The 12,122-nt window shown below is 66.7% G+C and carries 10 protein-coding genes and 1 tRNA gene; 2 read left to right on the top strand and 9 right to left on the bottom strand.

The genetic code is table 11. From position 1 onward, the window contains the following. Positions 1-6: 6 nt before the first annotated feature. The 4 genes from ABNQ40_RS16145 to ABNQ40_RS16160 all read right to left on the bottom strand — a co-directional run bounded on the left by ABNQ40_RS16145 (position 7) and on the right by ABNQ40_RS16160 (position 3,819). Entirely contained in the window at positions 7-810 is an 804-nt protein-coding gene (locus ABNQ40_RS16145; protein ID WP_109491145.1) for an ABC transporter permease, read from the bottom strand. A gap of 5 nt (positions 811-815) precedes the next feature. Continuing rightward, on the bottom strand, positions 816-1,619 hold the full coding sequence (locus ABNQ40_RS16150; RefSeq protein WP_109491144.1) for an ABC transporter permease: 804 nt from the start codon (positions 1,617-1,619) through the stop codon (positions 816-818). Positions 1,620-1,699: 80 nt separating this feature from the next. Beyond that, on the bottom strand, positions 1,700-2,716 hold the full coding sequence (locus ABNQ40_RS16155) for an ABC transporter substrate-binding protein (RefSeq protein WP_109051516.1): 1,017 nt from the start codon (positions 2,714-2,716) through the stop codon (positions 1,700-1,702). A 29-nt stretch (positions 2,717-2,745) separates the two neighbouring features. Next, on the bottom strand, positions 2,746-3,819 hold the full coding sequence (locus ABNQ40_RS16160; protein ID WP_109051515.1) for a LacI family DNA-binding transcriptional regulator: 1,074 nt from the start codon (positions 3,817-3,819) through the stop codon (positions 2,746-2,748). 270 nt (positions 3,820-4,089) lie between these two features. Here ABNQ40_RS16160 and ABNQ40_RS16165 point away from each other — a divergent pair. Both ABNQ40_RS16165 and ABNQ40_RS16170 read left to right on the top strand, forming a co-directional pair. Then, positions 4,090-4,166, top strand: a tRNA-Arg gene (locus tag ABNQ40_RS16165). A gap of 599 nt (positions 4,167-4,765) precedes the next feature. Next, the gene (locus tag ABNQ40_RS16170) at positions 4,766-5,707 is read left to right on the top strand and encodes a hypothetical protein (RefSeq protein ID WP_146255519.1); all 942 of its coding nucleotides are present in this window, start codon (positions 4,766-4,768) and stop codon (positions 5,705-5,707) included. A 70-nt stretch (positions 5,708-5,777) separates the two neighbouring features. Here ABNQ40_RS16170 and ABNQ40_RS16175 read toward each other — a convergent pair whose 3' ends face one another. The 5 genes from ABNQ40_RS16175 to ABNQ40_RS16195 all read right to left on the bottom strand — a co-directional run bounded on the left by ABNQ40_RS16175 (position 5,778) and on the right by ABNQ40_RS16195 (position 12,114). After that, complete coding sequence (locus ABNQ40_RS16175) at positions 5,778-6,596, bottom strand: formate/nitrite transporter family protein (RefSeq protein ID WP_109051513.1); 819 nt, start codon at positions 6,594-6,596, stop codon at positions 5,778-5,780. Positions 6,597-6,678: 82 nt separating this feature from the next. After that, positions 6,679-8,151: an MHYT domain-containing protein gene (locus tag ABNQ40_RS16180; RefSeq protein ID WP_158285615.1), complete on the bottom strand. Its 1,473-nt coding sequence runs from the start codon at positions 8,149-8,151 to the stop codon at positions 6,679-6,681. A gap of 294 nt (positions 8,152-8,445) precedes the next feature. Further along, complete coding sequence (pyk, locus tag ABNQ40_RS16185) at positions 8,446-9,945, bottom strand: pyruvate kinase (protein ID WP_109051511.1); 1,500 nt, start codon at positions 9,943-9,945, stop codon at positions 8,446-8,448. Between the two features lie 87 nt (positions 9,946-10,032). Then, positions 10,033-11,118 (bottom strand): aldose epimerase family protein, encoded by a 1,086-nt coding sequence (locus ABNQ40_RS16190; protein ID WP_247879992.1) that lies wholly within the window; start codon positions 11,116-11,118, stop codon positions 10,033-10,035. Positions 11,119-11,391: 273 nt separating this feature from the next. Next, on the bottom strand, positions 11,392-12,114 hold the full coding sequence (locus ABNQ40_RS16195) for a 2OG-Fe dioxygenase family protein (protein WP_109051509.1): 723 nt from the start codon (positions 12,112-12,114) through the stop codon (positions 11,392-11,394). Between the last annotated feature and the right edge of the window lie 8 nt (positions 12,115-12,122).

Genomic DNA, 12,122 nt, shown 5'->3' on the forward strand with positions numbered 1-12,122 from the left:
AAAACCTCAAACGGACGGACGGCCGCGCCTGGACAGACCCTGCATCAGGATCAGGCTCGGCACAATCATCAGGAAGAAGACGAGGGTGTAGGCGCTGCCGATCTCGATCCGCAGCGAGGCATAGCTGTCGGCCAGCCCGACCGGCAAGGTCTTGGTCAGCGGCGTGTGCAGCAACCAGGTCAGGTTGAACTCGCCGACCGACAGGGTCAGCACCATCAGCGACCCGGCCAGGATGCCGGAGCGGCAGTTTGGCAGCACCACCGTGGCGAAGCGGCGCAGGAAGCCGGCGCCCAGGCTGGCCGCCCCCTCCTCCAGCGTCGTCAAATCGATGGAACCCATCACCGCCAGCACGGCGCGCACCATGAAGGGCAGGGTGAACAGCACATGGCCGATCAGGATGAACAGCCAGCTGCTGCGCAGATCGCCGACGCCGCCATAGGTGACGATCAGCGCCAGCGCGGTGGCGAGGCCGGGGATGGCGACCGGCATCATCAGCATCTCCTCCACCAGCCGGGCGATCCGGCCGGGGCGCCGTGCCAGCGCATAAGCCGCCGGAACGCCCAGGACCAGCGTGCAGGCCAGGCAGGCGAAGGCGATCTGCAAGGACAGCAGGATCGTGCCGGAATAGACCCGCAAAACCTCGTCCACCCAGCGCAGGGTCAGGCCGCTCTTCAGGCCGACGAAGTAGTTGGCGGTCAGCCCGGCCAGCATCGACATCGCCATCGGCACGGTCAGCAGGGCGCAGACCAGCAGGGTGAAGCCCAGTTGCAGCCAGAACCCCCAGCCGCGGCGGTTCGAAAGACTGTGCATCGCCGTCACCCCGCCGCCGCAACCGACGTGCCGGCGACGCTTCGCGCCACCGCGAGCGCCGCCCAGGTGATGAGGCCGAGCAGGACGCTGAGCGCCGCCGCCGCGGCGATGTTCGCCTGGAGCGTGAATTCGGTATAGATCGTCATCGGCAGCACATTGATCCGGGTGGCAAGCGTGAAGGCGGTGCCGAACGCGCCCATCGAGGTGGCGAAGCACAGCGCGCCGGCCGAGATCAGCGCCGGTTTCAGCGCCGGCAGGATCACGTCGGCCACCACCCGCCAGGAGGATGCGCCCAGCGAGCGCGCCGCTTCCTCCAGCCGCGGGTCCAGCTTCTCCGCCGCCGCCATCACCGTCAGGATGACGCGCGGGATCGAGAAATAGACGTAGCCGAGGAACAGCCCGGCCATCGAATAGGCGAAGACCAGCTTCCCGGCGCCCAGCGCCTGGGTGATGGTGCCGATCAGCCCCTGCCGCCCGGCCAGCATGATGACCATGAAGCCGATGACCACGCCGGGAAAGGCCAGCGGGAAGGTCATCAGCGCCACCAGCAGGGCATGGCCGGGAAAGCGGTTGCGCACCAGGAACAGCCCGGCGACGGTTGACACCGCCAGCGTCACCAAAGTCACCCCGGCCGACAGTGCCAGCGTCGAGATCAGGCTGTCGAGATGGCCGGGATCGGCCAGCGTGGTCAGATAGGCCGACCATCCCTCCGTCCCGCCGGCGCCGATCAGGATCAGGCGGACCAGCGGCAGCAGGAAGAAGGCGGCGAACACCGCCGCCGCCGGCGCCAACAGGGCCGCCAGCCGCAGCGGTTCGCCCGCCCATCCCGACCGGACCGGCGGACGCGCCGACGGCCGGTGGGGAAGGGGGGCATCCTGCACGCAGGCGCTCACTTCACCTCCGCCTGATAGCGGTCCATGAAGCCCTTCTGCGCCTCGGCCATGCGAACCAGATCCACCGGCTTGGCGCGGGCATAGTCGGCGGCCGGCAGGAATTTGGCCGCGGTCTCCGGCGACATGGCTTTCGCGCGCACCGGGCGCATGAAGGCGTTGGCCCACAGCGTCTGGCCCTTGTCGGACAGCACATAGTCCAGCACCTTCTTCCCGTTTTCCGGGTTCGGGCCGTTCTTGACCAGAGCCATCACATAGGGGACCGACACCGTGCCTTCCGTCGGGATGACGAAGGCGACCGGCGCCTTGTCGGTGTATTTGGCGCGGTAGGCGTTGAAATCATAGTCGATCAGGATCGGAATCTCGCCCGACAGCACGCGGGCGTAGGAGGTCTGCTTCGGCACGATGGGCTGGTTCTTCTGCAAGTCCCTGAACCAGCCGACCGCCTTGTCGAAGCTGCCGTAATCGCCGCCCAGCGCCAGATTGACCGCCACCGCGCCGACATAGCCGACGGCGGCGCTGGTCGGGTCGAGATAGCCGACCATGCCCGAATAATCGGGCTTCAGCAGGTCGGCCCAGCTCTGCGGCACCGGCTTGCCACCCAGCGCCTCGGTGTTGACGAAGAAGCCCAGCGTGCCGCTGTGGATGGCGAACCAGTTGCCGTCGGCATCCTTCATCCCGTCGGGGATGTCGGCCCACGCCGCCGGCTTGTAGGGGGTGACGATGCCGGCATCCTTGGCCTGGATGCCGACCGGCCCGCCGAGATAGGCGACGTCGGCCACCGGCTTGTCCTTTTCCGCCAGCATGGCGGCCATCGCCTGGCCCGAGTTCTTGTTGTCGAACGGCACGGCGATGCCGAGATCGGCCTTGATCGCCTTCAACTGCGACGCCCAGTCGGCCCATTCCGGCGGGCAGTTGTAGCAGATAGCAGTCGGCTCCGCGGCTGCGGCGGGCGTCACCACGGTGGTCAGGGCGGCGGCCAGCGCGGCAGCGCCGAAAAGGAGCGGCTTCATCATGATTGCGTGTGTCTCCGTTCGGAAAGTGCTTAGGAGGATGTCGATGGTGCCGGTCCGAGCGATTCGCCCGGCCGCAGGGTGAAGGGCAGCATCACGGCGCGGCCCTGCAACTCGCCGGAAAAGCCGGTGCGCAGGCATTCGAAGGCGGTGGCGCCCATGGCGCGGGCCGGCTGCACCAGGGTGGCGAGGCTGGGGGCCATCAGCCGCCCGACCTCGATGCCGTCGAAGCCGCAGACCGACACGTCGTCCGGCACCGACAGGCCGAGGTCGCGCAGTGCCCGGATGGTGGCGAGCGCCAGCATGTCGTTGGAGGCGAAGAAGGCCGTCGGCCGCTCCGGCCCCTCCAGATGGGGGGCCAGCCGGTAGGCCAGCCGCAGCTCGTTGAAATCTACCTCAACCACCGGTCCCGGCGGCAGCCCGGCATCGTCGAGTGCCGCCAGCCAGCCGGCATGGCGCCGGCGCGAGCGGTCGGACTGGCGGAAGCGCCCGGCGATCATGCCGATGCGCCGGTGGCCGAGTGCCGTCATCCGTTCCACCACCGCGCGGGCGGCGGCGACATTGTCGACGGACACATGGGCGCGCGGCACCCGTTCCGGCTGGTTGTAGGCCAGCACATAGGGCAGCCGCACCTCGTCCAGCGTGTCGAGCGACCCGCTGCGGTCGGCATCGGCGACGGTCAGCACCAGCCCTTCCACCCGGTTGGACAGCAGCCCCTCGATGGCGCGCACCTCCCGCCCCGGATCGTAGTCGGTGGAGGCGATCAGCACGCTGTAGCCGGCTTCCGCCGCCGCGTCCTGGATGCCCGCGACGCTTTCGGCGAAGACGGGATTGGTCAGCGACGGCACCAGAACGCCGACGGTGCGGGTGCGCGCCGCCTTCAGGTTGCGCCCGATGGTGCTGGGGCGGAAGGACAGGTCGGAGGCGGCCGCGCGGACCTTCTCCATGGTTTCCGGCGTGGCGTTGCCGCTGCCGTTGAGGACGCGCGACACGGTGGCGATGGACACCCCGGCGCGCGCCGCCACGTCGCGGATCGTCGCCACGCGGTCCATCGCGCGTCCATCCGCCAGCCGTCCATCGCCCGCCCGCATTCCGTCCCGCACCATCCGCCACCCGTGTTCCCGGCTGTTGTTTCCGGCGCCGGCCGATCCGGCGCGGGTGCAGAGTGGCGGCGCTGTGTTGCAATCGCATGACGCCGTGAAAACGGTTTCGTGAAGAATGGAAACGTTTCCATCGCTCCGGATCGGCAGGAGCGCCGCGCTGCGAAGGCAGAGGTCGAAAGGCGGACAGGGGTGTCTGCAAGCTGTCGAAAAAACTGTGATTTTTGTGTTTGCGTCCCCGAATGGCTTGGGCTATGTTGCGCCTCCACCAGCGATGGACCCGTAGCTCAGCTGGATAGAGCGCTGCCCTCCGAAGGCAGAGGTCATGAGTTCGAATCTCGTCGGGTCCGCCATCGATTTGCGCTAGAGCGTTGATTTAACAGTTAAATCCGCTCTAGCGCGTTTCTCTCCCCCCTCAGATTTTGCATAGTCCTGATGGTCTGCGGCCAATGGCGCATTGCGCTCGTTCGGCAAGCGCCGTGAGAAGGCCCTGGAGCCGATCAGGGCTTCGGGTTTGGAACGCGCATGGTTCCGTGTCTACGGTCTGCGACAAAAGATCCTGCGCCTGCATGCGAAATTTTTCGCTTTAGGATCGACAGAACCTTACCCCTTTCGCACAATATCTTTAGGTTGCATGACCGCAACATAGCTATTTCGCAACAGCAAATTGATGTCCGTGCTGCGTGTATCGGGCAATGGAGATATGGGAATGGGCAGGAGCCCCTACTGGACAGAAACAAGTGCCAGAATTTTGAGCTCCGGCTGGGGATGGAAGTTTCCAGTGGGGGCAGTTACCTTTGCGCCCAATTCATCAGGCGCATATGAGGCAATCGGCACTGTATCTGGGATGCAGACTCCGTCAGGTGCTCTGACAGACAATAGGCTGGTCACCATTAGAATGAGATCTGATGCCGTATACAACATAACATTCAATATACCAGGATATAAAACAATGCCTCTTTTTGACTCTTCAGGATACTTAATGGATGTAAATAAAAACTCGCTTGGAGTTTATACGAATTCGCAGGCTCCTACAGAAATAAAATCCTTTAAGCCGGATAGAAACGGTCTTTATTACATTAATATCATTGTCCCATTTAACACACCAAGAACCGATACTGATTTTATGGCTCTGACCGTTACCGAAGACATCGGGGGCGATTCGAAAAATACGCCGGGATTGATCGTTGACTCGGGGCGTCCGATCTACCGGTTCTTCAACAAGTCGACAGGAACCCATTTCTTCACCTCCTCCGAGGGTGAGCGGGACAATATTCGCAAGAATTTCCTTAACTTCTCTTATGAGGGGACGGCATTCAATGCGGCGACGGCCACGACGTCTACCCCGATCACGGTGTACAGATTCTTCAACAAGCGTACCGGGACTCATTTCTTCACGTCGAGTGAAGGTGAACGCGACAATGTGATCGCCAATTCTTCAGACACCTACTCGTTCGAAGGGGAGGCTTACAAGGCGCTGTCCTCCGACACCACCAACCCGAATGCCAAGTCCCTTTACCGGTTCTTCAACAAAACCAACGGAACCCATTTTTATACAGCCAGTGAGATTGAACGCGACAGCATCATCAAGACCTCTGCGGCCACATACAATTTCGAAGGGGTCGCCTACAAAGTCCTGGATTCCGCCGTTACCGCGGCAGCGGCGCCGGTGGCCCAGGCCGCTGCCATGCCGCCGCAGGGCGAAGTCGCAATGCAGTCCGGCGTCGTCGATGTCGTCCCCGACGATCTGAAGGCGGCCATCGGTGGGGCGCAAGCTGCCGAGCCGCAGATGGTGACCTTCGGCTCCGGCGCAGTCACCAGCGAAGCGAGCGGCGGCTATGCCGGCCTGTTCCCGCAGCAGCGGAGCGACTGGGCCGCGATCTTCGCCGCCTGATGCTATTGTGCCCCTGCTCCGACCGGGGCGGGGGCGCGAGCGCCATATCAATGCCTTCTACGGGTCTTCCTCACCGGTCCTCCCGCACCTGGGCGTGGTTGATCAGCGCCACCATTCCGACGCCGCCCAGCACATTGCCGATCAGCGACGGCAGCAGGAAGCCGAAGGCATAGCGGCCCCAGCCGATCTCGCCGGACATGGCGGCGAAGGACACCTCCACCGATCCCGCGACGACATGGGCGAATTTGCCGAGAGCGATCAGCCAGGTCAGCGCGACGATGACGAAGAAGCGCGCCTGTCCGACCGACGGCGTGATCCAGACCAGCAGGGCGATCAGCCAGCCGGCCAGCACCCCGTGCAGGGTCGTCGTCATGAAATCCGACCGCGCGGCGGTCGTCCCCAGCTCGACGAAGACGGCGCGCAGCGGCGGGGAGAACGCCTCCGTCCCCACGGCGAAGGCGGAGAACAGCAGGGTGCCGACGATGTTGGCGGCGAAGACCAGCGCCCACAGCCGCATCACCGCCACCAGGGTGCCGGACGACCAGCGGTGCAGCAGCGGCAGGATCACCGTCAGCGTGTTCTCGGTGAACAGTTGCTGGCGGCCGAGGATGACGATCAGGAAGCCGAAGCAATAGCCGAAGCTGGCGATCAGCGGCCGCCAGGGCTGGTCCGGCAGGTGGGTGGTCAGCAACGCCTCGCCCACCATGGAAAAACCCATCGACAGCCCGGCCGCCAGACCGGACCACAGAAGGGAGGAGGTGGACCGCTTCAGCTCCTCCTGACCCTCCAGCCGGATCGCTTCGTGCAGGATCAGGGCCGGCGGGTTGGACCGCTCCTTGATCTCCTCCCGGTCATCCTGGTTCAGGCCGGTGTCGCTGGTGTCGGGCAAGGGCGGTGTCCTGGCAGGGGTGTTCCCGCACCAGAACAGCCCTCACCACAAGGCGTTGCGGAAGGCAATGCGATCCGGGGCCCTATTCGGCTGCGTTCGATTCCGCCAGCAGCCGCGGATCGTGCTCCTCGTCGACGAAGCGCCCGCGGATCGCCACCATGACGTCGAGCCTGTCGAGGAACACCGTCACCAGTTCGGGATCGAAATGGAGGCCGGCCTGCTCCCGCATGAAGCTGACGACTTTCTCCAGCGGCCAGGGCTCCTTGTAGGGGCGCGCGGACAGCAGGGCGTCGAACACGTCGGCGATGGCGACGATGCGGCCGGACAACGGGATTTGGGTGCCGCGCAGGCCGGCGGGATAGCCGGTGCCGTCCCATTTCTCGTGATGAGTCCCGGCGATCTCGGCGGCGAGGTCGAGCAATGGCAACCCGCTGCCGGCCAGCAGCCGCTGTCCGATGCTGGCGTGCCGGCGCATGATCACCCATTCCTCAGGCTCGAGCCGTCCGGCCTTCAGCAGCACCTGGTCGGGGACGCCGATCTTGCCGATGTCGTGCAGGGGGGCCGCCTCCAGCACCTGCGCGGCGTAGTTGGCGGTGCAGCCGGCGGCGAGCGCCAGTTGATGGGAGATCTGCGCCATGCGCGCGACATGCTGGCCGGTCTCGTTGTCGCGGAATTCGCCGGCGCTGCACAGGCGGCGGATGATCTCGCGCTGGTTCGCCTCCAACTGCAGGCGGGCTGCCTCCAGCTCCAGGTTGGCGATGCGCAGGGCGGCGGCCTCGCGCGCCGACGCGGCGGAAACCCGGCGGTCGGCCATGGCCGAGACCAGCGCCAGCAGCAGCAGGCCGAAGGCCGCCACCGCCACCACCGCGGCCAGGGGGCCGCTGGACACGCCGTCGCCGAGGCTGCCGTCCGCCGCCATCAGCGTGGGATCGACCTGCACCACCAGGGCCGCCATGCCAGTGTAATGCATGCCGCAGACGGCCACCGCCATCACCAGTGCGGCCAGCGTGCGTTCCAGCAGGCGGTGGATGCGGGTGGCCAGCCACAGCCCTGCGGCGGCAGCAGCGGCCGCGATGGCGACCGACAGGCTCCACAGGGCGGGGTCGTAGGCGATGCGGGCCGGCAGCACCATCGCCGCCATGCCGAGATAATGCATCGTCGCCACGCCGAGCCCGACGATGACACCGGCCGCGGCGATGGTGGCGGGGGAGCGGCGGCGCTGGATGATGCGGAAGCCGACGGCGACGAAGGCGACCGAGGTCACCAGCGACAGCAGGGTCTTCACCGGATCGTAGGCGATCGGCGTGTCGATGGTCAGCGCCAGCATGCCGATAAAATGCATGGCCCAGATGCCGCCGCCCAGCGCCGCCGCGGCGCAGCCCTGCCACATCATGCGGGCGGCGCCGTCCGTCCGGTGCATCCGTTCCGCCATGTCCAGCGCGGAGTAGGAGGCGAAGGCGGCGACGGCATAGGACAGCGCCACCAGCCAATGATCGTGGGAGAACGGCAGGCCGGACGCCGTCGTGAAGCACAGTCCGGCCAGTTGGATCGACATCCACCACACTCCTGAAAACACCCGACCGCCGCCGACCTTCATGCCGCCGATCTTCGATTTAACCCGTCCCACCGGCCGGGCTTCAAGAAGCTGGAAACCCCGACTCCGACAGTCGGGCATCGAGCGGCACCGGTCAACGTCCGGTAGTTAGCTAAAAAGCTATCTTTATTTGACCGGTGTCAAGAGCATAGGAGTCGATAGAACGCCAGGCCGAAGCCCTGTGCATTTGGTACTCTGCCAAGCCTCCGTTTATACAAAACGGAAGCTTGGCGGTCGGCGGAAGGTAGGATGCGGTCAGGCGTCGGCGAAGACCATCGGCTGGCGGGCGCGGGCCTCGCGTTCGCGCTCCAGACGGCTCGGCGCCTCGACCCAGGCGATTCGTAGGATATTGGTCGATCCCGGCATGCCGAACGGCACGCCGGCGGTGATGACCAGCCGCTGCCCCTCCTCGGCCAGCCCATGCACAAAGGCCAGCCGCGCCGCCTTGTGCACCATGTCGGAGAAGCTCTGGACATCCTCCGTCAGCACGGCGTGGACGCCATAGGCCAGCACCATCCGGCGGGCGATGGCGGCGCTCTCGGTCAGGCAGAGGATCGGCACCTCCGGCCGCTCGCGCGCCGCCCGCAGGGTGGTGGAGCCGCTGGTGGTGTAGGTGGCGATGGCCGCCGCCTTCACCGTATGGGCAACCTGACGGGCGGCGGCGGTGATGGCGTCCGCTTCCGTCTGTTCCGGGTCGGCATGCTGCGCATCCATCAGGCCGCGATAGAGCGGGTCGCCCTCCACCCGGCGGGCGATGCGGTCCATGATCGACACGGCTTCGACCGGATAGTCGCCGGATGCGGTCTCGGCCGACAGCATGACGGCATCGGCGCCGTCGAACACCGCGGTGGCGACGTCGGACGCCTCGGCGCGGGTCGGGGCGGGGGCGGAGATCATCGATTCCAGCATCTGGGTGGCGACGATCACCGGCTTGCCGGCCGAACGGGCGGCGCGGATGATGCGCTTCTGGATCGACGGCACGTCTTCCGGCGGCATCTCGACGCCCAGGTCGCCGCGCGCCACCATGACGCCGTCCGACATCTCGACGATGCGGTCGAGATGCTGGATCGCCTGCGGCTTCTCCAGCTTCGACAGCAGCGCGGCCCGGCCGGCGATCAGCTTGCGCGCCTCCGCCACGTCCTCCGGCCGCTGCACGAAGCTCAGCGCCACCCAGTCCACCCCCTGGTCGAGGGCGAAGTCCAGGTCGGCGCGGTCCTTGGGCGTCAGCGGCGACAGCGGCAGCACCACGCCCGGCACGTTGACGCCCTTGCGGTCCGACAGCTTCGTGCCCGACACCACCACCGTCTCGGCGAAATCGGCGCCGCAGGCGGTCACCCGCAGCCGCACCTTGCCGTCGTCGAGCAGCAGTTCGGCATCCGGCACCAGGGCGGCGAAGATCTCCGGATGGGGCATGCCGACGCGGCGGGCGTCACCCGGCTCGCCCAGCAGGTCGAGGCAGAAGGGCTGGCCGGCGGTCAGCGTCACCGGCCCGTCGGCGAAGCGGCCCAGCCGCAGCTTCGGCCCCTGGAGGTCGGCCATGATGGCGATGGGACGGCCGGTCTCCTCCTCCAGCGCGCGGATGGCGCGGACGCGCTCGCCATGGTCCTGGTGGCTGCCATGGCTGAAATTCAGGCGGAAGACATCGACGCCGGCCTCGAACAGGCGGCGGATCATCTCGGGCGAGGAGGAGGACGGACCCAGCGTGGCGACGACTTTCGTCTGCCGGTAACGGCGGATCGGTTTGGCGGTGCTCATGACGTAACGGACTCCGAGGGAGAAAAGGGGCGGCCGTGCGGGGCGCTAGCTGTGAAGGGCTTTGGGGGCGGGCGGCGCGGCGCCGCCTCAGGCGACCCCGAACCGGTAGACGATGGACCCCGCGGTCCATTGGCCGGGACGCAGCACGGTCGAGGGGAAGGAAGGCCAAAGGGAGGGGAGGTTGACGGCGTTGGGGAATTTCGACGGTTCGGCGCAGAAGGCGCTGTGTTTGGTGTAGAGCGTGCCGCCCTTGCCGACGTCCCGCGGGGTTTTGCCCTCCAGGAAATTGCCGGTGTAGAGTTGCAGGCCGGGTTCGGTGGACAGCACCTCCAGCGTCCGGCCGCTGGCCGGGTGGAGGAAGCGGGCGAGAAGGACAGGCGCCGCGCCGTTCGCCGGCCTGTCGATCACGTAATGCAGGTCGTAGCCCTTGCCGAGGGCCAGCATGCGGTCGTCGGCCTCGATGCGGGCGCCCAGCGCCGCCGGGGTGCGGAAATCGTGCGGCGTGCCGGTGACCTCCACCATCTCGCCGGTCGGCACCCCGGTATCGCCGAGCGCCAGATAGCGGCCAGCATGGATGGTGGCGACATGGTCGAGGATCGACGACCCCGGATCGCCCGACAGGTTGAAAAAGGTGTGGTCGGTGAAGTTGGCGATGGTGGTCTTGTCGGCCGCCACCGCGGTCCAGGCGATGGTCAGGGCGTTGTCGTCGCCGACCGTATAGACCAGCCGCAGCGGCAGGGTGCCGGGAAATCCCTCCTCGCCATCCTCGAAGACATAGCTCAGCTCCAGACTGGCCTCGTCGAGCTGCCGGGCGTCGAAGACCCGGAAGCGCGAGCCGCGCTGGCCGCCATGCAGGGTGTTGGGCGGGCTGTTGACCGCGGCCCGATGGGCGACGCCGTCCAGGGTGAAGCGCCCGTCGGGGATGCGTCCGCAATAACGCCCGATGAAGGAGCCCATGGACGCCTGCCCGCCCATCGCGCCCTCGATCCCGTCATAGCCCTGGACCACGTCGCCCGGCACGCCGTCGCGGTCGGGGACCAGGATCTGCTCGATCTTGGCGCCGTAATTGGTGATGCGCACCACCATGCCGCGCCCGTTGCGCAGGGTGAACAGGTCCACCGGCTTGCCGTCGATGGTGGCGGAGTAATTCTCTCGCTTGAGGTCGGTCGCCATGGTCAGGCATCCCTGTGGAAGAGGTTAGCAGAAACCGAGAAGCAGCAGCCCCAGGATCACCACCACGCGCAGGAGCAGCGCCGTCTCCAAGGGATCCGCGGTCATGGCTCGGCCTCACCGGATAACTCATGGGATTATTATACTAATATATTAGCGTTGGAAGCAAACCTGATCCGGTGCCGGACGCTGATGTGGACAGTATGCCGCAGTATTCCGGTTAAGGCCGTGGCCGTGGCCGTGGCTGTGACGGGGCGGCCAATCGGTTGTGCGGCATCAGGCGTGCCGCATCGTCACCACCAGCACGTCCCGGAAAGCCGGGCGCGCCGGATCGGTCGGCTCGACCGGCGTCACGCCGTGGAACACCCGGGCGTCGTCCACCACCGCCGATTCCAGCGGATGGCGCAGGGTGAAGCTGCCGAGCGGCCGGCCGGCAAGGTCATGGATGCTGGTCGTGCCGCTGGAGACGTTCTCGCGCCGGACCAGCATCACCAGCACCCAGTCCACGCCGTCGCGGTGCATGCCTTCCGGGGTGGGCCGCCCGGCTTCGCCGGCACGGGCTTCGATGCGGAACTGGTGAACCTCGGTGTGCCAGACCTCCGGCCTGGTGCCGGCGGGGGTGAGCGGGTCGAACAGCGTGAAGCAGGTCTTCAGGATCGCGTCCAGGGCGGGGTGGGTTGCGACCGCCTCGGTGATCGGCTCGAACCAGCGTTCCAGGCCGCCATTCAGGGGATTGTAGTCGCGGCTCTGGTAATGGGGCTGGTGCGGCTTGCGCCGGATGTCCCCGGCCGACACCGCGAAGGCGGCGTGGCGCCGGCGCCGGTAGCGCCCGCCGTCCGCCATGTAGGTGTCGAGCCCAAGGTCGTTCCAGCTGGCGCCGAACCCCTCCCAGTCCCGCAGCCCGGCGGCGTCGAGCAATCCCTGCATGGCGTCCGCCGCGACGAAGGAGAAGCCGTCCGCCGCCACAGCGTCACGAACCGCGCGAAGATCATCGGTCATCTGGCCTG

It is taken from the genome of Azospirillum sp. A23, from assembly GCF_042938965.1.
In the GTDB taxonomy this organism is placed as follows: Bacteria; Pseudomonadota; Alphaproteobacteria; order Azospirillales; family Azospirillaceae; genus Azospirillum; species Azospirillum melinis.